Raw genomic sequence first — 21,391 nt, forward strand, 5'->3', positions numbered from 1 at the left:
GAGCTGCACGGCAAAGTCGCCGGTGCCGCTACGGATCGCGGCGGTCGCCGGAGCAGGCGTCGCAGCGGGAGCCGGTGTCGGAGCAGCACTTGCAACACGCACCGGCGCGGCCGGAGTGGTCGCCGGCGCAGGGGTCGCGACGCGCTCCTGAGCCTTCGGAGCTTCAGGCGCCACGGCCGGCGTCGCAGCCGTACGCTGCCGCGGCGGATTGGTGCTCGCGGTCGAGGATGGATTGAGCGGCAGGTTCCCGCCGAGCCTGGTCGGCGCTGCGCCGGTCGCGAGCCCTGACGCGCCGTTGCTATAGGCCGCGTTCGCGCCGGGCGGAGGCGCCGGCGTGCCATCGGGACGGATCGAGACGGTACGCACCCGGCGCGGCTCGCCGAGGCCTGGTACGCTGGACGTTGCGATCAGACCAGCTTCGGCCGGCGAGACGGAGCCGCGCTCGGGAGCCGCCGGAGCCTGGGCCAACGGATTGCCGTTGGCGCCTGCCTGCGGCGTCGAGCCGAGCCCCGGCATGACCATCCGGCCCGGCATCGTGCGTGCCGCCTGCTGGATATCGACCGGCTGCTCCTCCCGGCTGACGACCTTGGTCGGGTTCGACGGGCTGTCCCCAGCACGCTCGTAAATCTGCTTGTTCTGATTCGGAATCTCGGCGCCGCCGGGATTGGTCGGCGCAACCTTGCTCGGGCCGCCATCGGCCGCGATGACCGGCGGCTGGCCGTCGCTTGTCACGGACGGACCGCGCAGGCCCATGTAGCCGCCGACGCCGATCACTGCGACGGCAATCGCGGCAGYGGCAGCCCAAAGGCCCTTGCGCGAGCGCCGCGGCGGCAGATCCTGATAATCATCTTCGGCCATCAGCGGCGGCTCGGGATAGTCCGCCTGCGTGTCGTGGCCGTAATCCTGATATTGCGCGTTGCCACGCTCCTCGTCGAGGTCACGCGCATCATGCGCGGCAGGCCGGGCGGGCTCCGACCGTGCAGTGCGATAGGGCTCCGGCTGTTCGACCGGCGTCGGAACATAGACCGCAGCCTGCCGGACCGGTTCGGCGGCAGGTGCCGGGCGGGCGATATCCCCGCGGCGAAGCAGCGCCTCGAACTCGTCGAGTGCCCCCAGCATATCGGCCGGCGGCTGTGCATTGTTGGCGGCAACAGGCTGCTGAGCCGGTGCCTGGGCAAAAGAAGGCTCCTGGCGCTGCCGGGCGCCCGGCCAGGCTCCAGCGGCGGCCGCTTGCTGCTGCACGGGAGCGGCAGCGGCCCGCGGCGAGAAGAGTTCCTTCAGGGGGTCATCCTGACCGACGATTCGGGTCAGCTCGACAAGCGGGTCGACAGACGCCCCTGCCTTTGGAGGCTGAGCCGCGCCGCGCAGCTGACGCTCGAGGTCATCGAGGTCGAGGGCGAAACGGTTCCTAGCTGGCTCACTCATGGTATGATCCATTCCAGCGCTGTCGGCGCCCGAATGGAACGCCGAACTCTACGCAAGGTCAATCTGACCGACTTTGCGCGCCGCCGGCGATCCTGGCCGTCAACGCATTTCTTCCGGCGCCGCAACCCCGACGACAGCCAGACCGGAGGCAAGGACGCTGCGCACCGCGTGCACGAACGCCAGTCTTGCTACCGTGGATTCTCGATCAGTTTGATTAACGAACCGTAATTGCGGCGAGTCTTTGCCCTTGTTCCAGAGCGAGTGGAACGCGCTCGCCAGCTCATGGACGAAGAATGCGACGCGATGCGGCTCATGTGCGCTGGCCGCTGCATCGATCATTCTTGGATAGGCAGCGATCATCTTGATGATGCCGATCTCCGCCTCGTCGGTCAGGCGCGACAGGTCCGCCTGCGCCAGCACCGCGGGCGACAGATCGATGCCCGGGAACGCCTCGCGCGCCTGCCGGAAGATCGAAGCGCAGCGTGCATGGGCATATTGGACGTAGAAGACGGGATTGTCCTTCGACTGCTCGACGACCTTGGCGAGATCGAAATCAAGCGTCGCGTCGTTCTTGCGGAAGATCATCATGAAGCGCACCGCATCGCGGCCGACTTCGTCGATGACTTCGCGCAGCGTCACGAAATCCCCGGAGCGCTTCGACATGCGCACCTGCTCGCCATTGCGCAGCAGCCGCACGAGCTGGCAGAGCTTGACGTCGAGCGAGCCCTCTCCATGCGTCACCGCCTTCACCGCGGCCGACATGCGCTTGACATAGCCGCCATGATCAGCGCCCCAGACATCGATCATCTCGGCGAAGCCGCGAACGAATTTCGAGCGGTGATAGGCGATGTCATTGGCGAAATAGGTGTAGCTGCCGTCCGACTTGAGCAGCGGCCGGTCGACATCGTCGCCGAACAGCGTGGCCCGGAACAGGGTCTGCTCGCGGTCTTCCCAGTCCTCGTCCTTTTGCCCCTTGGGTGGCGGAAGCCTGCCTTCATAGATCAGGTCGCGCGAGCGCAGGTCCTCGATCGTCTCGCGCACGGCATCGATATTGCCGTCGACCGCCTGAAGCGAGCGCTCCGAGAAGAAGACGTCGTGAACGACCCCGAGTGCAGCGAGATCGTCCCGGATCATCGCCATCATGCCGTCGATCGCGGCAGCGCGCACCGCCACCAGCCATTCGGACTCGTGCTTGCCCCGCAGGCTCTCGCCATAGGTCTTGGCCAGGCTCTCGCCGACCGACTTGAGATAGTCGCCGGGGTAGAGTCCCTCCGGGATCGCCCCGATCTCCTCGCCCAGCGCCTCGCGGTAGCGCAGGAAAGCGGAGCGGGCGAGTACATCGACCTGCGCGCCGGCATCGTTGATATAGTACTCGCGGCTGACCGCGTGGCCGGCAAAGGCGAGCAGGCTCGACAAGGCATCGCCGAAGACAGCGCCGCGCCCGTGGCCGACATGCATAGGCCCGGTCGGATTGGCCGAGACATATTCCACATTGATCTTCGGATCGGGCCGGAGCGCACCGCGGCCGTGATCCAGTCCGGCCTCGATCGCGGATTTCAGAATCCCCGTGAAGACGGCCGGCTGCAGCGTCAGGTTGATGAAGCCCGGCCCCGCGATCTCGGCCTTCGCCACGTTCGGATCACGCGCGAGCTCATCAACCAGCAAGGCTGCCAGAGCGCGTGGGTTGGTGCCGGCCTCCTTGGCGAGCACCATCGCGGCATTGATCGCAAGATCGCCATGGGCCGGGTCCCGCGTCGGCTCGACGACGACACGGGCGAAGGACAGCCCGGTCGGGATGGCGCCGCGATCTGCAAGCAGGGTCAGGGCGCTGTTGATGCGCGCGGAAAAGGTCTCGAACAGGTTCATTGCGACCGCAAGAATACGAAAACTGGAAGGAACAAGTGCCCGGGCCTATCGCAGCGACGGGGTCGCGTCAAACAGGCGGCGATGCTCGTCGAGCGCGTACCAGTCGGTCATACCGGCAATATAGTCGGCAATCCGGCGGGCCTTGCGGGGCTCGTCGAGCTCCGTCATCCCAGCCGCCCAGTCGGGCGGCATCGCCTGCGGCGCCGCAGCAAAGCGCGTGAAAAGGTCGCGCACCACGTCGGCTGCCTGCTGGCGAATGACCCCGACCCATGGGTGCCGGTACATGTTGGGATAAAGGAAGGCCTTGATCTGGCGATCGGCCGTCGTGATCATCTCCGAGAAGGCGACAACGGGCTCTCCCGCCCGGCGGATCGCATCGGCATCAGTTGGCGCCAGCGCGGCAATGAGCTCCTGGGAGCGCCCGATCACATCCTCGACGAAGCGCGTGATCACCCKGCGCACCAGCTCGTTCGTGGCGCGGGAGGTCTCGAGGCCAGGATGCAACCGCTCGATCTCGTCGAGCAGATCCGCCAGGAACGGCACGACGCGAAGCTCCGCATGCCCGAACAGCCCAGCCCGCAAGCCATCATCGATGTCATGAGCGTTGTAGGCGATGTCGTCGGCGAGCGCGGCGACCTGCGCCTCCGCAGAGGCATGGCTGTCGAGCCAGAGATCCTGCCGCTCCTGATACTCGACGATCGCCGCTGGGATACCAGTCTTCGCATAGCGGGCAGTCGGCATGCCGTCGGGGTCGATCAGCGGGCCGTTATGCTTGACCAGCCCTTCCAGCGTCTCCCAGCTGAGGTTGAGCCCGTCGAAACCGGCATAGCGATGTTCGAGCCGGGTCACGATTCGCAGCGTCTGGGCGTTGTGATCGAAACCACCGAACTTGTGCATGCAGGCATCGAGGGCATCCTCACCGGTATGCCCGAACGGTGTGTGGCCAAGGTCATGCGCCAGCGCCAGAGCCTCGGCCAGATCCTCGTCGAGGCCGAGCGCCCGGGCGAGTGCACGCGCGATCTGCGCCACCTCGATCGTATGCGTCAGGCGGGTACGGTAATGATCTCCCTCATGCGAAACAAAGACTTGCGTCTTGTGCTTCAAACGGCGGAAGGCTGTGGAATGAATGATCCGGTCGCGATCGCGCTGGAAATGGCTGCGCGTCGGTGACGCCGGCTCCGCGATCAGGCGGCCGCGGCTCTGGCTCGAACGACAGGCATAGGCCGCGCGCCAGCGGTCGCCGGGCTCGCGGTCGGATGAAGGGCTCTGTGGCTGCGGCATGGCGGACCTATCGACGCCCCCTGCTTGTACAGGCGCTGCGGCGCAATTACCTTCGCAGACAACAAAGGTGCAAGGAGCATCTGCCTATGACGACCGATCTTCAGGTCAATCCGCGTGGCATCGCCGTCACCGGCAAGGCCGCGAATCGCATTGTCGCGGTGATGGCGAAGGAGCCGCCCGGCTCGATGCTGCGCGTCAGCGTCGCCGGTGGCGGCTGCTCGGGCTTCCAGTACATCTTCGATGTCGACCACGAAAAGGCGCCGGGCGACCTCGTGATCGAGCGCGACGGCGCAACCGTCCTGATCGACGAGTCCTCGCTGGACCTGCTCGAAGGCTGCACGATCGATTTCGTCGATGATCTTGTCGGCCAGTCCTTCAAGATCACCAATCCGAACGCGACCAGCTCCTGCGGCTGTGGGACGTCGTTTGCGCTCTAGCGGGTCGGCAATGGGCAGCAGGGCCTGATGACGGGCCGTGCCTGACGCCATTCTCCCGAAGCAGCTGACGATTCTCGGCGAAACGCGCAGATCACCTCGCGCGCGAGAGGCGAGTTCATGGCCGCCGCTGTCCGACGCCGGGCGCTCGGCGCCCACAAAAAGGAAAAGGCGCCCTGACGGCGCCTCTTCCTTGGTCTGCGATCTGATTGTCGGCGCTCAGTGCGAGCTGATCGCGCCGCCCTGCTCCAGCCTGATCTCGGCCGCCATCAGGCCCTTCGGTCCAGGTCCGTAGCGCACCAGCACCGTCTGGCCGGGGATGAGCTCCACGATGCCGTAGCGGCGCAAGGTTTCCATATGGACGAAGATGTCCGGAGCGCCCTCGCCCTTCGAGACGAAACCGAAGCCGCGCAGGCGATTGAACCACTTCACCACCATGCGCTCGAGCCCGCTCGTCGGAGCAACCGAGACATTGGTGCGTGCCAGCGGCATCTCCGCCGGATGGCGCCCGGCCGAGGTATCGATCGACATCACGCGCACCGCCTGACGTCCGCGCGCCTTCGCGATCGCTTCCAGAACGATGCGGGCCCCTTCGGCGATGGCGTTGAAGCCATCGCGCTTCAGGATGGTGACATGGACGAGCACGTCGGCACCGCCATCCTCAGGAACCACGAAACCGTAGCCCTTGCTGACATCGAACCACTTGACGTAGCCCACGACCTCGACGCTTGCGTCGTGATCGAAGCCTTCGCCTCCGTCCAGCCGCATGATGCGGTTGAGTGATTGAATCGGACCGACCGGTGGCCGCCCGCTCTCACCGAACTCGTCGGACATGTCCCGCTCATCTCCGCGCGAACTGTTTGATTCGTGCCGATACGATACCATCGGTTCGAAGGCGCGATACAGCCGGCTTGGCGTCATCCACATCATCGCGATGGACACCGCGGCAGATTGGCAACGCTTTTGGCGCGCTCAGCCTGCCAGCCGGCCAAGCGCGGGGCCGATCTCGGCCCGCACCACGAGATCGGCGATCGCGTCGGGCTCCGTCGGTTCGCGATTGATGATCACGAGCTTCGCTCCATTGCGCTTGGCGATCGCCGGAAACGTCGCAGCCGGAAACACCACCAGCGACGAGCCCGCAACGAGGAAGAGATCCGCCCGCATGGTCAGCGCATGCGCCCGTCGCATCGCCGCTTCCGGCATGGCCTGGCCGAACGAGATCGTCGCGGACTTCACGATGCCGCTGCAGATGATGCAGCGCGGCGGCTCTCCGCTTGCCTCGAAGGCCGGGCGGATCGCGGCCAGTTCATGCCGCCAGCCGCAGGTCAGGCAGGTGGCATAGGTGCCGTTGCCGTGCAGTTCGATGATCCTGTCCTCGGGGATGCCGGAATCCTGATGCAGCCCGTCGATATTCTGCGTGATCACTCCGGGAGAGCGACCCTGGGCCACCAGATTAGCAAGTGCCTTATGGCCGCGATTGGGCATCGCACCGGCAAAATGGTCATCCATCGCGAACTTGCGCCGCCAGGCTTCGACGCGCGCCTCGCGGCTGGCGACGAAAGCGTCGAACGGGATCGGTCTGTGGATCATCCAGGGCGAGCCGGGCGACCGGAAATCCGGCACGCCGGATTCGGTCGAGATCCCGGCACCGGTGAAACTGACGATCACGGCAGCGCGGTCGAGCAGCGCGTGGAGTTCGTCGATCGCGTCGTTGGTCTCGTTCTGCATGGGCCCACTCGTCCGCCTTCGCCGCTGCCTATATGAGCGCTGCCCCGTGCTGCGGCCAAGCCGATTGACGCGGAGCCGGACGCGCCTCAAAGCTGCCGTCATGCTCCAGACTGTCCGCCCCACGCTGAACCCCGACCTTCACGACACCGGCACGCCGCCGATCCCGCAGGCGCAGGGTTGGGCTCGTTCCTATGACGGCCACTCCGGCCCGCTGATCGATCTTTCGCAGGCTGTGCCAGGCTCGCCACCACCCGCGTCCCTGCTGCAGCGCCTTGGCGAGGCCGCCGCCCTGCCCGATCTGACACGCTACGGCGCKATCACCGGCGATCTTTCGCTGCGTGAAGCCTATGCCGCCGAGATCGGCAGGATCTATGGCACTCCATTTGCGTCGACCGAGATCGCCATCACCTCCGGCTGCAATCAGGCCTATGTCGTGACCATGATGGCGCTCGCCCGGGCAGGTGACAATGTGCTGCTGCCGACGCCCTGGTACTTCAATCACGAGATGACGCTGACAATGCTCGGCGTCGAAGCGCGCCCGCTCCCCTGCGATCCGGCTTGCGGCTTCGTTCCGGATGCCGAGCAGGCGGAAAGCCTGATCGATGCAAAGACCCGCGCGATCGTGCTGGTGACGCCCAACAATCCGACCGGCTCGGTCTATCCGCCCGAGACCATTGCGGCCTTTGCCGCGCTCTGCGCGAGGCGCGGAATCTGGCTCGTCATTGACGAGACTTATCGCGACTTCCTGCCGGACGGAGTGAAGGCGCCGCATGAGATCTTCGCCACAAGCGGCTGGCGGGATTCCGTGATCGGCCTCTACAGCTTCTCAAAGGCCTATGCCGTGCCAGGCTGGCGCCTTGGCGCCATCACCGCCGGAGAGGCGGTCGTAGAGCAGATCGGCAAGGTGCTGGACTGCGTCCAGATCAGCCCCGTGCGGGCCGGCCAGCAGGCGGTTGCCTGGGGCATCGACGGCATTCGCGACTGGCGCGAGACCAACCGTGCCGAGATCAATGCACGGGCCGGCGCCTTCCGTGCCGCGATGGCGCCACTGAACGGCTGGCAGGTGCTCGCAGCCGGGGCCTATTTCGCCTATGTCGCGCATCCATTCGCAGACGTGCCCGCGGCAGAGGTGGTGCGGGCCCTGGTCGGGGAGCGTGGCGTGCTCGCCCTGCCCGGCCCCTATTTCGGCCCCGGGCAGGAACAGCATCTGCGCATCGCCATCGCCAATGTCGGCAAGGAACGGATCAGCGACATCGGCGAACGGCTCTCGGGCTTTACGCTCTGAATGAAACTCGGGTCATCCCGGGTGGCCGATGGGCGACCGGGACGACCATTGGCCAGAACCTTACCGAAGCAGGGCGGCGTAGCGCTCGCGATAGGCGTAGACCAGCAGACCGCCACTGACGATCAGGATGAGTGCGACCGGCAGGCCCTGCGGATTGATGGTGAGGTGGAACAGCACGATCACGGCCATCACCGGCGCAATCAATGCGAGCCCCAGGGCCGGCACGATATTGAGAAGCAGGCTGAGCGCCCCGACAAGATTGACGCTTTTCAGAAAGGGCCAGAAGAAGCCTGAATTCTGCAGAGCGAGCTCGAATTCCATGCCCTTCGGCGAAGTCGGCGGATGGATCAGATGGCTCCCCGTCGCCAGGAACCAGAAACCGTCGACTGCGCTGACCAAGAAGATCAGGCCGAGCAAAAGCCGCGGCACGGTGACAAGCAGAATGTGCTTCATGAGAGCGCCCCCCAGCGCTTCCGTTTTGGACAGCGCGGCCGATGGAACCGCGCTCCCCTACCGTCAAACGACTGCGATCACATCGTTGCGCCGATCTGCCAGGGCACGAACTCGGCATCGCCATAGCCGAGCTGCTCGGATTTGGAGCGCTCGCCGGACGCAACGCGCAGCAGCGTCTCGAAAATCTCGCGGCCCTTCTCCTCCAGCGTCACGCCATCGAGGATGTCCCCGCAATTGATATCCATGTCGTCGATCATCTTCTCGTAGATCGGCGTATTGGTGGCGAGCTTGACCGAAGGTGTCGGCTTGCAGCCATAGGCCGAGCCACGCCCGGTGGTGAAGGCGAGGATATTGGCGCCTCCCGCGACCTGCCCCGTCGCCGCGACCGGGTCGTAGCCAGGCGTGTCCATGTAGACAAAGCCCTTCGATTTCACCGGCTCGGCATAGTGATAGACGGCCGCCAGCGTCTTGGTGCCGCCCTTCGCCGCCGCACCCAGCGACTTCTCCAGGATCGTGGTGAGTCCGCCCGCCTTGTTACCCGGCGAGGGGTTGTTGTTCATGCTCATGCGGGCGCGCTCGGTATATTCCTCCCACCACTTGATCACGCCGACGAGCTTCTCGCCGACCTCGCGCGTTGCAGCGCGGCGGGTGAGCAGGTGCTCGGCTCCGTAGATTTCGGGCGTCTCGGACAGGATCGCCGTGCCGCCATGCTCGACCAGGATGTCGACGGCAGCGCCCAGCGCCGGATTGGCCGTGATGCCGGAATAGCCATCGGAACCGCCGCATTGCAGGGCAAGCGTCAGCTCAGAGGCGGGTACCGTCTCGCGCACGGCGCGGTTGGCGATCGGCAGCATCACCTTCAGCGCCTCGATGCCGGCGGCGACGCTCTTCCTGGTGCCGCCCGTCTCCTGAATCGTCATGGTGCGGAAGATGTCGCTCTCCTCGACGCCATAGGCTTCCTTCATGCGCTTGATCTGAAACCCTTCACAGCCGAGGCCGACGACCAGCACCGCCGCCATGTTGGGGTTGCAGGCATAGCCCCAGGTCGTGCGCTTCRGTACCTCGAAGCTCTCGCCATTGTAGTCGATGCCACAGCCGGTGCCGTGGGTCAGCGCGATGACTCCGTCGACATTGGGGTAATCGGCCAGAATGCCCGAGCGCTTGACCTCCTCGGCCATGAAGCGCGCGACCGAGGCCGAGCAGTTCAMCGAAGTGAGGATGCCGACATAGTTGCGCGTGCCGGCCCCACCGCCCTTGCGGCGAAACCCCTCGAACGTCGCCTGCTGCTCGACCGGCAGCACGAATTCAGGCTTCGCCTCGGCACAGAAATCATAGTCGCGCTCGAAGGCGTGGAAGCCGGTATTATGCTCGTGCACCCATTCGCCAGGCGGGATGTCGACCGTGGCAAAGCCGATGATCTGGCCGAATTTGCGGATCGGCTCGTCCTTGGCAATTGGGGCCAGTGCGACCTTGTGGCCGCGCGGAATGCGTTTCAGGGCGACGACACCCGCTGCGGTGACGCCTGCATCGATCGGATCGACCGCGACCGCGACATTGTCGGCGGCATTGAGCTTCAGCGTACGCGGCGGCAAGACCTTGTCGAGCATGAGAGGAACCGTCTGCTTGGGGGTGGCGACCCTGGGCCGCGCTCATCCAAGACATGCGCCTGTCCTGCGCTTTTTTCAATCGGTTGAAAGTAAGCCCGGCCTTGCATGCGACGCCGGATCGTCAGGCCGGCCTATCGCTCGACCGAAACACTGAGCTGCATGGTCGGGTGGATGCCGCAATAGAGCTCATAGATGCCGGCCCGCGTGAACGGGATCCTCACCGACTGGCCGGGCTCCTGCGCTCCGGAGTTGAACGGCTTGGGACCGGTGTCCAGCCGCACATTATGGGTACGGACATCGTCATTGTTGATCGTCAGGCTCTGGCCGGCATGCAGCCTAACGGACGAGGGCTGGAACATCCTGTTCTTCTGCGAGATCGTCGTGCCCAGGTCCGCAACCGCCAGCGCAGCAGGCCGGGCAGCGCTGAGGGCAGAAACCGGTGCGGGCGGATTTTCGCTCGACAGCGTCGCCAGGAAGGCCAACAGCGCGGCGCGCTCCTCCGACGTCAACCCGATCGGCTTGATGTCCGGCGAGAGGCTCGGCCGCTGCACGACACCGTGCTCATAGTGATCGAGCACGGCGTCCAGCGTCGGCAGCGAGCCGTCATGCATATAGGGCGCGGTCCAGGCCAGCTCCCGCAGCGACGGCGTCTGGAACGCATGATCGGCTGCTCTCAGATCGATGATCTTGCCGCGCCCGAGATCGCTCCCCGGCAGACCGACATCGTGAAAGGCACGATCGGTGAAAGCCCAGCCGGAGTGGCAATTGCTGCAGCCGGCCCTGCCGGTGAAGAGCGCAAAGCCCCCCTGTTCTTCGCTGGTGAGGGCGGTCTCGTCGCCTTCGACCCAGGCATCGAAGCGGGTCGGCGGCGAGACCAGGCTTCGGACATAGGTCGCGAGCGAGGCGCTGATCTGGTCAGGCCCGATGCTCCGGCTACCGGGAAACGCGCTCGCGAAGGCCTTGCGATAGTCCGGCCTGCGCGAGAGCTTGACGGCGATATGCGGCAACGTCTCGGCCATCTCGAGCGGGTTCTCGATCGGGCCGTGCACCTGCTCCTCGATCGTGCGCGCCCGCCCATCCCAGAAGAAGGCTGCGCCCCAGGCGAGGTTCCATAGATGCGGTGTATGACGTGCCAGCGGCACCAGTGCCACGCCCTTCCCGATCGCAACGCCGTCGGTGAAGCCGAGCGCCGGGTCATGGCATGTCGCGCATGAGACCGTACCGTTCGAGGACAAGGCCGGATCGCCGAACAGGCGCCGCCCGAGCTCAAGCTTGGCGGGGTTGAGCGGGTTCGAGGCAGGGAACGGCACGGCGCTGGGACGTCGATAGCTCGCGCGCGCAACGGTCAGCCCTGCACCCGTAGCGGATTGGGCGGGCTCCACCGCCTGCGAGCCACCGATCAGCGCGAGCGCGGCGGTGGTCGCGCCGGCGAGAAAGGCATTCAAAAGGGAGGCCKACCGGGCCATCGCCGCCTCAGCGCAGGAAATTCCCAGCCTGGAGCTCGACCCGAGCGATATCGCCGAGCACGGCGCTGGTATCCTTGACCGGCTTCTTCGGCGCGACCGCCGTCGGCCACGCCTTCTTGAGTTCGGCAAGCGCAGCCTGCAATTCCTTGAAGGCAGTCGCGTCCTTGGCGGCAAGCTCGCCGGCAACCGCATCGATCATCGCAGCCGAATGCCAGACGAAGCCGCGCGAGTCCTGATACTCGACCGCCTTGGCGATACGGCCCTTCTCGATGGCGTTGCCATATTCGTCGGCGGCGACCTTCAAGGTCTCGAGCGCTGTCTCGACCGAGAAGCGCGGCCAGTTCTTCTCGGCCTCACGGAGCCCGGCATCGGCCTCGGCGAGGCGCTCATGCACCAGCTTCAGCGCGCCGTCATAGGCATCCTTCTTCCTGGCCTTGACGGTTTGCGCCAGCGCCTTCAGCGCGGCCTCAAAGGGACGGACCTTGTAGGTTGCGAGATCGTTCTTGATGCCACCATAGATTTCTTCAGCCGGGTGCAGGAAGTGCGGCAGCGCCTCACCGAAGCGCCCATCCTTGACCAGTTCGTCGCCAACCAGGAGATGGCCCCGGATCAGGGCGATCGAACGCGCAAATTTGAGGTTGGGCGCCAGCGCGTCGGCTTTGCCGCCTTCGCCCCCCTCTCCACCTTCGCCGCCCTGCCCCTTGGCCGGCGTTGCCTTCACTGCAGCGCCATGAGCATGCTGGGCAATGTCGAAGGAGCCGCTCGCATGCAGGGCCGGAGCGGCGGAGGTCTCTGCGAAACCGGCCGCCGCCACGCCTGCTCCCGCAGCGATCACCGTACCGAGACCGATCCACAGCTTGCTCKAAGTCTTCATCATGTCATCCCGGGTTGGCCGACAGGCGGCGCTGCCACGCAGGGCCTGGCAGGCATCCCACGTAAGAACACGACCTCTCGAATGAACCCGAAAGCTGACATCGTCAAGCAACCGCATCCCTAGAAGAACGATTACATTGATTCTAAACTAGACATCAAGGTAATCACCCTAGTAATCCCTTGATGCCAAGCTATTTTCTGCCCCGGCGCAAACTGTAGATGCGGCCTTCAGCCAGCGAGAATCTCCATGATCCTGCCGATCGGCAACATCCTGACACAAGCCGAGATCGAAGATGCCCGTGCCGCGTTGGCCTCGCTGCGCTTCGAGGATGGTGGCAGGACCGCGGGCTGGAATGCGAAACTGGTCAAGAACAACCGGCAGGCGGCTCCGGGTGCGCGCGCTGATGCGCTCAAGGCGCTCCTCGGGGAGCGCATCCTCGCCAATGAGGTCTTCGCGGCCGCCGTCCGCCCCAAGGCCCTGACGCCGCTGCTCTTCAGCCGCTACGAGCCCGGCCATGCCTATGGCAGCCATGTCGACGACGCCCTGATGGGCGGCATGCGCACCGATGTCTCGTTCACCCTMTTCCTGGCCGACCCCGCGACTTATGAAGGCGGCGAACTGGTGATCGAGACCCCGTCGGGCGACGAGGCGATCAAGCTCMCGGCCGGTTCGCTCATCGCCTATCCCTCGACCACGCTGCACCATGTCGCGCCCGTGACCAAGGGCGAACGGATCGCTGCCGTCGGCTGGGCTCGCAGCTTCATCCGCGACGCAAGCCAGCGCGAGATCCTGTTCGATCTCGACCGGGCCCGTCGCGCACTGTTCGGCCGCGAGGGCAAGACGCCCGAGTTCGACCTGATCTCCAAATCGGTAGCGAACCTCACCCGGATGTGGGCGCAGGACTGACTAGATCATTGGACCGGATATCGTATCCAATCTAATGATCTAACCCTTTGTCTTGCATCGGCTTTCCCGAAAATCGCAATCCACTTTTCGGGCCGATTCTTTAGCGGGTGCCAGCGCCCGGAGTTCCCGTCGCCGCCAGGCCGGCAAGCGTCTCGTCGACGATTGCATCCTTGGCCAGTGCCACCGACACGACCAGCGGGTGCTCATCCGCCCCTGGCTCTTCCAGCGCCGCGAACTGGCTGTCGAGCAGCGCCGGCGGCATGAAATGGTGCTGGCGCGCCGCCATGCGCTGGCCGATCAGCTCCCGCGAGCCCTTGAGATAGACCAGCGCGACATCCGGCCGGTCACCGATGATGACGCGGCGATAGGCACGTTTCAGTGCGGAACAGGTGACGATTCCGTTCTTGCCGGTCGCGCGCAGCTCGTCGATCCAGGCCGCGATCGCCGCCAGCCAGGGCTTGCGGTCCTCATCGTTCAACGGCGTACCGCTCGACATCTTGGCGACGTTCTCGGGCGGGTGGAAGGAATCCGCATCACGAAACGGCCAGCCCAACCGCTCGGCCAGACGCTCGCCGAGCGAGGTCTTGCCGGAGCTGGCGACGCCCATGACGACGATGACGGCCGGCATCTGCCCATGCGGGAAAGCGCTCATGAGGCTCACGGCTTCTTCGGCTCGACATGCCCGCCGAACCCGGCGCGCATCGCCGAGAGCACCTTCTCGGCGAAGGTGTGGTCCTTGCGCGACCGGAAGCGGGTGTAGAGCGAGGAGGTCAGCACCTCGGCCGGCGTCGCGGTCTCCACCGCGGCCTGCACCGTCCAGCGCCCCTCGCCCGAATCCGAGACATGCCCGGTATAGGCAGACAGCTCCTCGTCGGCGGCCAATGCCTCGGCCGTGAGATCGAGCAGCCAGGAGGTCACGACCGAACCGCGCCGCCAGACTTCGGCAATCTCCGCGACATCGAAATCGAAGCCGTATTCGGGTGGCAGACCGTCCTTGGCCGAGGCATTGCGCAACAGGTCGAACCCTTCGGCGAAGGCCTGCATCATGCCGTATTCGATGCCGTTATGGACCATCTTGACGAAATGGCCGGCACCGACCGGGCCGCAATGCAGATAGCCCTGCTCGGATGCCGGGTTGCGGCCCTCGCGGTGCCGGCTCTCTGGAATGTCGCCCTTGCCAGGGGCCAGCGCCTTGAAGATCGGCTCCAGACGGTCGAAGCCCGCCTTGTCGCCACCGACCATCAGGCAATAGCCGCGCTCCAGCCCGTGAACGCCGCCGCTGGTGCCGATATCGAGATAGTGCAGCCCCTTCTCTGCGAGCTCCTGCCCGCGCCGGACATCGTCCTTCCAGAAGGCGTTGCCGCCATCGATCAGTGTGTCGCCGGGGTGGACGAGGGCCGCGAGTTCGCTGAGCGTCGCCTCGGTGATCTCGCCGGCCGGGAGCATCACCCAGATCGCCCGCGGTGCCTTCAGCTTCGAGACGAGATCGGCGAGATCGGCGGCAACCACCGCGCCGTCGCTTGCCAGCGCCGCACCGGGCTTGGGATCACGGTCGTAGACCACGCATTCGTGCCCGGCCTTCATCAGCCGGCGGACGATATTGGCTCCCATGCGGCCGAGGCCGATCATTCCAAGCTGCATAGCAAAGGCTCCTGCCGGGGATCCTGAACCGGCTTTGGGAGCGCTTCATGCCTCGTGCAGCGGGTTGGAGCAAGCGGAACCCGGCAGGGGTCAGCCGCGCTGCAGCGCCCGCCAGCGTCCGGGGGGCACGCCATAGGCGCGGCGAAACTGGCGGGTCAGGTGGCTCTGGTCGGCAAAGCCGCAGGCCATCGCCACCTCGACGAGCGAGGTGCCGCCGAGCAGGAGCCTGCGCGCCTCCTGAAGCCGGCGCATCACGAGATAGTTATAGGGGCTGGTGCCGAAACAGGCGCGAAAATGCCGGGCCAGAGTGAAGCGATCGAGGCCGGCAATGGCTTCGAGTTCGCGGGAGGCCACCACCTCGTCGCGATGGGCGTCGAGATATTGGCGGGCTCGCTCAGCGGCAGGCCGGTCGAGCACGTGTCCCGTCGGCCGCGCGGCCGATGGATCGAGCGCGAGCAACGCTTCGGCGAGCGGCAGCAGGATATCCTCGGCGGCGATCTCGTCGAGCGGCGCATCAAGATCGCGCAAGGCATGGGCTACCGCGCGAACAAGCCGCGCATCCTGCGAGACTGCGGTCGAGACGAAGGGCAAGGCGCAGCCCTGCGCTCCCAATGCCTCCCGGATCAGTCGCGGCTCGACATAGAGCATGCGGTAGCTGAACCCCTCCGGAATCCCGGCGCGCCCGTTATGGATCTCGTCGGGATGCAGCACGATCGCATGCCCGCTCAAGCTGTCGCACCGGCTGCCGCGATACTCGAAGCTCTGCACCCCGGACAGAGTCAGCCCGAACGCATAGGTGTCATGGCGATGCGGATCATAGGCAAAGCCGCGGAAGAACGCTTCCATCCGCTCGATGCCGTCTATGCCCGAGCCCGTGCGCACCCAGTCGGTGCCCTCCGGCCCGCACGATCGTTCAAGACGAGCCTTCCCGGCTTCGGTTAGCGATTGGGTCATGCGTTACGATACCAAGATCGCCATCGTGGTACGCGAGAATCTCGCCCCCTGGCAAAAACTCAATGTTGCGAGCTTCCTGGCCGGAGGGCTGGTCGGCGCTTCGCCCGAACTCGCGGGCGAAGCCTATCGCGACGGCTCCGGCCGTTTCTACGGCCCTCTGATCCGCCAGCCCGTCCTGATCTTTGCGGCGGCAGGCGAGCAGTTGAAGCAGCTTCTGGAGCGCGCCCGCGCCCGTGGCGTGCGCCCGCATCTCTATACTAGCGAGCTGTTCACGACCGGCAACGACAGCGAAAACCGGGCCGCCGTCGCCGCCCTGCCGACCGAAGCGCTTGATCTCGTCGGGCTGGCGCTCCACGCCGAACGCAAGGAAATCGACAAGATCGTCAAGGGCTTGACCCTTCACACCTGAATCAATCTCTGAACCTGTGCTCCGTCGAGCTCGCCCATCGCACCCGACAGCACGATCTCGCCACGATCCATCACGAACATCGTGTCGGCGAGTTCGCGCGCGAAGTCGAAATATTGCTCGACCAGCACGATCGCCATATCGCCGCGCTGGCGCAGGTAGTCGATGGCGCGGCCGATATCCTTGATGATCGAGGGCTGGATGCCCTCGGTTGGTTCGTCGAGCACCAGCAATTTGGGTCGGGTGACCAGCGCCCGCGCGATGGCGAGTTGCTGTTGCTGGCCTCCCGAGAGGTCTCCGCCGCGTCGGCCCAGCATGGACTTGAGCACGGGGAATAGGTCGAACAGGTCATCCGGGATGAAGCGGCTGCGGCGTGGCAGCGGCGCGAACCCGGTTTCTAGGTTTTCCTTGACGCTCAGCAGCGGAAAGATCTCGCGCCCCTGGGGCACGAAGCCGATGCCGGCCCGCGCCCGATCCTCGCTGCGCAAGCTCGAGATGTCCTCGCCCGCAAAGCTGATGCGCCCGCCGCTGATCGGCTGCTGGCCGACGATGGCGCGCATCAACGAGGTCTTGCCGACGCCGTTGCGGCCCATGACGCAGGTGACCTTGCCGGGTTCGGCGGCAATCGAAACCCGGCGCAGGGCCTGCGCCGCCCCGTAATGCAAGTCGATGGCTTCGACGTTCAGCATCGTCCGATGTCCAGCCGCTTCGCCCGATCGATCAACCGGTTCCTATATTTCCCGATCATGCTCACCGCCCCAGATAAACTTCGACGACGCGCTCATTGGCGCTGACCTGATCGAGCGGCCCTTCGGCCAGCACCGCACCTTCGTGCAGCACAGTGACCTTGACGCCGAGTTCGCGGATGAACCCCATGTCATGCTCGACCACGATCACCGAATGGTCCCTGGCGATCTCCTTGAGCAGCACCGCCGTTTCGGCCGTCTCGCCATCGGTCATACCGGCGGCCGGCTCGTCGACGAGCAACAGCTTCGGGTCCTGAGCCAGGAGCATGCCGATCTCGAGCCACTGCTTTTGCCCATGCGAGAGTGAACCGGCGAGACGGCTGCGCGCATCCCCCAATTTGATGATGCCGAGAATATTGTCGATGCGCTTCTGGTCGGTTGCCGCCGTCTTCCAGAACAGGGTTCTGGCCACCGTGCGTTGCGACTTCAGCGCCAGCAGGATGTTGTCCTCGATGCTGTGGAAGTCGAACACGGTCGGCTTCTGGAACTTGCGGCCGATGCCGAGATTGGCGATTGCGGCCTCGTCGAGCCTGGTCAGGTCGACCGAGCCGCCAAACATCACCGTCCCCTCGTCCGGCCTGGTCTTGCCGGTGATGATATCCATCATCGTCGTCTTGCCGGCGCCGTTGGGCCCGATGATGGCCCGCATCTCGCCCGGCGCGATCACCAGCGAAAGCCCGCGGATCGCCTTGAAGCCGTCGAAGGAGACACTGACGCCATCGAGATAGAGCAGTGAGGAGGTGAGCGCTGCATGGGCCGGGATCATGCGCGTCACTCCGCCGGGACCGGTTCGGCCAGCGGGGCGGCTGGCTCGCGCTTGCGCCGCCTCCCCCACCAGTCCTGCGCCGTGCCGAGAATGCCCTTGGGCATGAACAGGGTGACGAAGACGAAGAGGGCTCCGAGCGCGAAGAGCCAGTAGGGCGCCATGAAGCCGGAGGTGAAGACCGTCTTGGCGTAGTTCACCACGACCGCGCCCAGCGCCGCGCCGACCAATGTGCCGCGCCCGCCAACCGCGACCCAGATCACGGTCTCGATCGAGTTGGCCGGAGCAAATTCGCTGGGGTTGATGATGCCGACCTGCGGCACGTAGAGCGCGCCTGCGACGCCAGCCATGCAGGCCGAGACGGTGAAGACGAAGAGCTTGAAACGGTCGACCCGGTAGCCGAGGAAGCGCGTGCGCGATTCGGCGTCGCGGATCGCGATGACGACCTTTCCGAGCTTGGAATCGACAATGCCGCGGGCGATCAGGAAGCCGGCGATCAGCATCACGCAGGTCATCGCAAACAGCGCCGCGCGCGTCGCCTGCGCCTGCACGTTGAAGCCCAGGATGTCCTTGAAGTCGGTCAGCCCGTTATTGCCGCCAAAGCCCATGTCGTTGCGAAAGAAGGCCAGCAGCAGCGCATAGGTCAGCGCCTGGGTGATGATCGAGAGATAGACGCCGGTGACGCGGGACCGGAAGGCGAACCAGCCGAAGACGAAGGCGAGCAGCCCCGGCACCACCAGCACCATCAGCATGGCGAAGGGGAAGGAGGAGAAGCCGTACCAGTACCAGGGCAGTTCGTGCCAGTTCAGGAAAACCATGAAGTCGGGCAGGATCGGATTGCCATAGACGCCGCGCGAGCCGATCTGGCGCATCAGATACATGCCCATCGCATAGCCGCCGAGCGCGAAGAAGGCGCCGTGGCCAAGCGAGAGAATGCCGCAATACCCCCAGACGAGGTCGAGCGAGATCGCGAGCAGCGCATAGCAGAGGTATTTGCCCCAGAGCGACATGGTCGAGGTCGGGACATGAAGGACCGAGTTCTCCGGCAGCAGCAGATTGGCGAGCGGGACCAGCACCGCCAGTGCGACCAGAAGTCCGAGGAAGATGAGGCCGCGCTTGTCGAGCCCCTGGATGAGAAAGCGGGTGATCATGCCTCCACCGCCCGGCCCTTCAGCGCAAACAGGCCGCGCGGGCGCTTCTGGATGAACAGGATGATGAAGACGAGCAGTGCGATCTTGCCGAGCACCGCGCCGGCATAGGGTTCGAGCAGTTTGTTTGCGACGCCGAGCGTCATCGCGGCGACGAGCGTGCCCCAGAGATTGCCGACGCCGCCGAAGACGACGACCATGAAGGAGTCGATGATATAGCCTTGGCCGAGATTGGGGCTGACATTGTCGATCTGCGACAGCGCAACGCCGGCCAGCCCCGCCACGCCGGAGCCGAGCCCAAAGGTCAGCGCATCGATCCGGCCGGTGCGAATCCCCATGGCCGCCGCCATCCGCCTGTTCTGCGTCACTGCGCGCATCTGCAACCCCATCGGCGTGAGCTTCAGGATGGCCAGCAGGGCGGCGAAGACGAGCCCGGCGAAGACGATGATCCAAAGCCGGTTCCAGGTGATCGCAAGCCCGCCTATCTCGAAGACCCCCGCCATGAAGGCCGGTGCCCCGACCTCGCGATTGGTCGGACCGAAGGCGGTGCGGACCGCCTGCTGCAGGATCAGGCTGATGCCCCAGGTCGCGAGCAGCGTCTCCAGCGGCCGTCCGTAGAGGAAGCGGATGACGCCGCGCTCGATCGCGACACCGACCAGCCCCGCGACGAGAAAGGCCGCCGGTAGCGCAATGGCGAGCGAATAGTCGAACAGGCCTGGAACGCGGGCGCGGATCACCTCCTGGACCACGAAGGTGGTATAGGCGCCGAGCATCACCATCTCGCCATGGGCCATGTTKATCACGCCCATCACGCCGAAGGTGATGGCAAGCCCGATCGCGGCGAGCAGCAGGACAGAGCCGAGCGAAAGCCCGTACCAGAGATTCTGCGCCGCGCGCCATAGGGCGAGCTTGCCCTCGATCTCGGAGATCGCCCGCACCTGCGCCTCCTTCAGCGACTGCGGAACGTCGCCCGGCAGGGAGCGCAAGGTCGCCAATGCATCCTGGTCGCCACGCTCGCGCAACACATCGATCGCGCCGAGCCGGTCGAAGGGCTGTGCGTCGGCCTTGCTGATCAGGATCGCCGCCTGCGCCTGGCGCAGCGCGATCCTCGCCCGATTGTCGGTCTCCTTGGCGATGGCGCCCTCCAGGACCGGCAGCACCGAGGCGTCGCGCGATTTGAAGACCGCCTCGGCGGCGGCGGCGCGCCGGGCCGGATCGGGATTGAGCAGGCCGAGCCCACCCAGCGCCGCCTGAATCACGCGCCTGACATTGTTGTTGAGCCTGACAGCGCTGACACCTGCCGGCTCGGCAGGGAGCGGCTGGCCGGTCCGCGCATCGCTGAAACCGCCTGTCCCGGTCCTGATCGCGACCGCCCCGCCGCCCGCGAGCAGCCGCCCCTCGGCGAGCGCCTCGATGATCACGGCCGCGTTCGGATGAGCGGTCTGAACCAGGATCTCGACCGCCCGCGCCGTGTCGGAGAAGCTGTCCGCCCCCAGCCGGGTAAAGGCCTCGTCGGCGCCCTGGGCGAAGGCTGCGCCCGGCGCGAGCAGGAGAGCCGTCGCGACCACGATCATGCGCAGCAATCTGGACAGGAGAAGCATCGGCTCGCTCTTCATGACGCGCTCAGATCGGGACCTCAGCTCTCATCCCGGGAACCGCGCAGACGGAACCTCGGGGATGCGCGCTGCCTTGCTTGCGAGAGCCGCCGCAGGTCGCGGCAGAAAATGAGGGGCGGCCGGGCGTTATTCGCCCGTGCCGCCCCTCCCCCTCATGACCTCACGCGCCGCCGCACTTGCTGGTCTTGACGTTGAAATTGCCGCATTTCTTCTCAACCCAGTCGCCGACCAGATCCTTGGAGCCATCGAGTTCCTTCGACCAGGCGTCGCCGGGCACGAGGCCTGTCTTCGAGACGACGTCGAATTGGCCATCGGCCTTGATCTCGCCGATCAGGACCGGCTTGGTGATGTGATGGTTGGGAAGCATCGTCGAGACGCCGCCGGTCAGGTTCGGCGCCTCGATGCCGGGCAGTGCATCGATGACCTTGTCCGGATCGGTCGACTTGGCCTTCTCGACCGCCTTCACCCACATGGCGAAGCCGATGACATGGGCTTCCATCGGATCGTTGGTGACCGCCTTGTCGTTCTTCTTGAAGGCCTTCCACTGCTTGATGAAGGCGTCATTCTCCGGGGTCTTCACCGACTGGAAGTAATTCCAGGCGGCGAGATGGCCGACCAGCGGCTTGGTGTCGATGCCTGCAAGCTCTTCTTCGCCGACCGAGAAGGCTACGACGGGAATGTCGGTCGCCTTGATGCCCTGGTTGCCGAGTTCCTTGTAGAAGGGCACGTTGGCGTCGCCGTTGATGGTCGAGACCACCGCGGTCTTCTTGCCGGCCGAGCCGAATTTCTTGA

General features: G+C 65.5%; 21 protein-coding genes. 4 read left to right on the forward strand and 17 right to left on the reverse strand.

Annotated elements, in window-relative coordinates; all coding sequences use genetic code 11:
• The 3 genes from AC1DJT_RS17745 to AC1DJT_RS17755 form a co-directional block, all read right to left on the reverse strand.
• Positions 1 to 1,425: hypothetical protein (locus AC1DJT_RS17745; protein WP_476834551.1), on the reverse strand; the 1,425-nt coding region annotated here is incomplete at its 3' end.
• A 99-nt stretch (positions 1,426 to 1,524) separates the two neighbouring features.
• The gene (gene argS, locus AC1DJT_RS17750; protein WP_476768354.1) at positions 1,525 to 3,291 is read right to left on the reverse strand and encodes an arginine--tRNA ligase; all 1,767 of its coding nucleotides are present in this window, start codon (positions 3,289 to 3,291) and stop codon (positions 1,525 to 1,527) included.
• Between the two features lie 45 nt (positions 3,292 to 3,336).
• Positions 3,337 to 4,572 carry a deoxyguanosinetriphosphate triphosphohydrolase gene (locus AC1DJT_RS17755; protein ID WP_476768355.1) on the reverse strand — a complete coding sequence of 412 codons (1,236 nt, stop codon included), beginning with the start codon at positions 4,570 to 4,572 and terminating at the stop codon, positions 3,337 to 3,339.
• Positions 4,573 to 4,658: 86 nt separating this feature from the next.
• Here AC1DJT_RS17755 and AC1DJT_RS17760 point away from each other — a divergent pair, with 86 nt between their 5' ends.
• Positions 4,659 to 5,009 (forward strand): HesB/IscA family protein, encoded by a 351-nt coding sequence (locus AC1DJT_RS17760; RefSeq protein WP_441505984.1) that lies wholly within the window; start codon positions 4,659 to 4,661, stop codon positions 5,007 to 5,009.
• Between the two features lie 216 nt (positions 5,010 to 5,225).
• Here AC1DJT_RS17760 and AC1DJT_RS17765 read toward each other — a convergent pair whose 3' ends face one another.
• Together AC1DJT_RS17765 and AC1DJT_RS17770 are read right to left on the reverse strand one after the other, a co-directional pair.
• Complete coding sequence (locus tag AC1DJT_RS17765) at positions 5,226 to 5,840, reverse strand: cold-shock protein (RefSeq protein ID WP_441489695.1); 615 nt, start codon at positions 5,838 to 5,840, stop codon at positions 5,226 to 5,228.
• A 138-nt stretch (positions 5,841 to 5,978) separates the two neighbouring features.
• The gene (locus AC1DJT_RS17770; RefSeq protein ID WP_441505985.1) at positions 5,979 to 6,734 is read right to left on the reverse strand and encodes an SIR2 family NAD-dependent protein deacylase; all 756 of its coding nucleotides are present in this window, start codon (positions 6,732 to 6,734) and stop codon (positions 5,979 to 5,981) included.
• Positions 6,735 to 6,834: 100 nt separating this feature from the next.
• On the opposite strand from AC1DJT_RS17770, the gene AC1DJT_RS17775 reads away from it, so the two are divergent.
• On the forward strand, positions 6,835 to 8,019 hold the full coding sequence (locus AC1DJT_RS17775; protein WP_476768356.1) for an aminotransferase: 1,185 nt from the start codon (positions 6,835 to 6,837) through the stop codon (positions 8,017 to 8,019).
• 60 nt (positions 8,020 to 8,079) lie between these two features.
• Here AC1DJT_RS17775 and AC1DJT_RS17780 read toward each other — a convergent pair whose 3' ends face one another.
• The 4 genes from AC1DJT_RS17780 to AC1DJT_RS17795 form a co-directional block, all read right to left on the reverse strand.
• Positions 8,080 to 8,472 carry a hypothetical protein gene (locus AC1DJT_RS17780; RefSeq protein ID WP_441505987.1) on the reverse strand — a complete coding sequence of 131 codons (393 nt, stop codon included), beginning with the start codon at positions 8,470 to 8,472 and terminating at the stop codon, positions 8,080 to 8,082.
• Positions 8,473 to 8,549: 77 nt separating this feature from the next.
• Positions 8,550 to 10,079 carry a UxaA family hydrolase gene (locus AC1DJT_RS17785; RefSeq protein WP_476834552.1) on the reverse strand — a complete coding sequence of 510 codons (1,530 nt, stop codon included), beginning with the start codon at positions 10,077 to 10,079 and terminating at the stop codon, positions 8,550 to 8,552.
• Positions 10,080 to 10,210: 131 nt separating this feature from the next.
• On the reverse strand, positions 10,211 to 11,545 hold the full coding sequence (locus AC1DJT_RS17790; RefSeq protein ID WP_476834553.1) for a cytochrome c peroxidase: 1,335 nt from the start codon (positions 11,543 to 11,545) through the stop codon (positions 10,211 to 10,213).
• Positions 11,546 to 11,552: 7 nt separating this feature from the next.
• On the reverse strand, positions 11,553 to 12,419 hold the full coding sequence (locus AC1DJT_RS17795) for a hypothetical protein (RefSeq protein ID WP_476834554.1): 867 nt from the start codon (positions 12,417 to 12,419) through the stop codon (positions 11,553 to 11,555).
• Between the two features lie 246 nt (positions 12,420 to 12,665).
• On the opposite strand from AC1DJT_RS17795, the gene AC1DJT_RS17800 reads away from it, so the two are divergent.
• Positions 12,666 to 13,325 (forward strand): Fe2+-dependent dioxygenase, encoded by a 660-nt coding sequence (locus AC1DJT_RS17800; RefSeq protein ID WP_476834555.1) that lies wholly within the window; start codon positions 12,666 to 12,668, stop codon positions 13,323 to 13,325.
• A gap of 100 nt (positions 13,326 to 13,425) precedes the next feature.
• Here the strand turns inward: AC1DJT_RS17800 and AC1DJT_RS17805 are convergent, their stop codons facing one another.
• The 3 genes from AC1DJT_RS17805 to AC1DJT_RS17815 all read right to left on the reverse strand — a co-directional run bounded on the left by AC1DJT_RS17805 (position 13,426) and on the right by AC1DJT_RS17815 (position 15,920).
• Positions 13,426 to 13,977 carry a gluconokinase gene (locus AC1DJT_RS17805; protein WP_441489689.1) on the reverse strand — a complete coding sequence of 184 codons (552 nt, stop codon included), beginning with the start codon at positions 13,975 to 13,977 and terminating at the stop codon, positions 13,426 to 13,428.
• A 5-nt stretch (positions 13,978 to 13,982) separates the two neighbouring features.
• Complete coding sequence (gene gnd / locus AC1DJT_RS17810; RefSeq protein ID WP_476768360.1) at positions 13,983 to 14,966, reverse strand: phosphogluconate dehydrogenase (NAD(+)-dependent, decarboxylating); 984 nt, start codon at positions 14,964 to 14,966, stop codon at positions 13,983 to 13,985.
• Between the two features lie 90 nt (positions 14,967 to 15,056).
• Positions 15,057 to 15,920 (reverse strand): AraC family transcriptional regulator, encoded by an 864-nt coding sequence (locus tag AC1DJT_RS17815; protein WP_476834556.1) that lies wholly within the window; start codon positions 15,918 to 15,920, stop codon positions 15,057 to 15,059.
• On the opposite strand from AC1DJT_RS17815, the gene AC1DJT_RS17820 reads away from it, so the two are divergent.
• The gene (locus AC1DJT_RS17820; protein WP_476768362.1) at positions 15,919 to 16,329 is read left to right on the forward strand and encodes a DUF2000 family protein; all 411 of its coding nucleotides are present in this window, start codon (positions 15,919 to 15,921) and stop codon (positions 16,327 to 16,329) included. The two genes, AC1DJT_RS17815 and AC1DJT_RS17820, sit on opposite strands and share 2 nt — an antisense overlap.
• On the opposite strand, the gene urtE is transcribed toward AC1DJT_RS17820, so the two are convergent.
• The 5 genes from urtE to AC1DJT_RS17845 all read right to left on the reverse strand — a co-directional run.
• Positions 16,320 to 17,015: an urea ABC transporter ATP-binding subunit UrtE gene (gene urtE, locus AC1DJT_RS17825; RefSeq protein WP_441489685.1), complete on the reverse strand. Its 696-nt coding sequence runs from the start codon at positions 17,013 to 17,015 to the stop codon at positions 16,320 to 16,322. The two genes, AC1DJT_RS17820 and urtE, sit on opposite strands and share 10 nt — an antisense overlap.
• A gap of 61 nt (positions 17,016 to 17,076) precedes the next feature.
• A complete protein-coding gene (gene urtD, locus AC1DJT_RS17830; RefSeq protein ID WP_441505994.1) occupies positions 17,077 to 17,838 on the reverse strand; it encodes an urea ABC transporter ATP-binding protein UrtD in 762 nt (253 codons plus the stop codon).
• Positions 17,839 to 17,843: 5 nt separating this feature from the next.
• Entirely contained in the window at positions 17,844 to 18,986 is a 1,143-nt protein-coding gene (urtC, locus tag AC1DJT_RS17835; RefSeq protein ID WP_476768363.1) for an urea ABC transporter permease subunit UrtC, read from the reverse strand.
• A complete protein-coding gene (gene urtB / locus AC1DJT_RS17840) occupies positions 18,983 to 20,599 on the reverse strand; it encodes an urea ABC transporter permease subunit UrtB (protein ID WP_476834557.1) in 1,617 nt (538 codons plus the stop codon). The genes urtC and urtB overlap by 4 nt, the downstream gene beginning before the upstream one ends.
• A gap of 160 nt (positions 20,600 to 20,759) precedes the next feature.
• Positions 20,760 to 21,391: transporter substrate-binding protein (locus tag AC1DJT_RS17845; protein WP_476834558.1), on the reverse strand; the 632-nt coding region annotated here is incomplete at its 5' end.

It is taken from the genome of Allobosea sp. 05T422_2, from assembly GCF_056396265.1.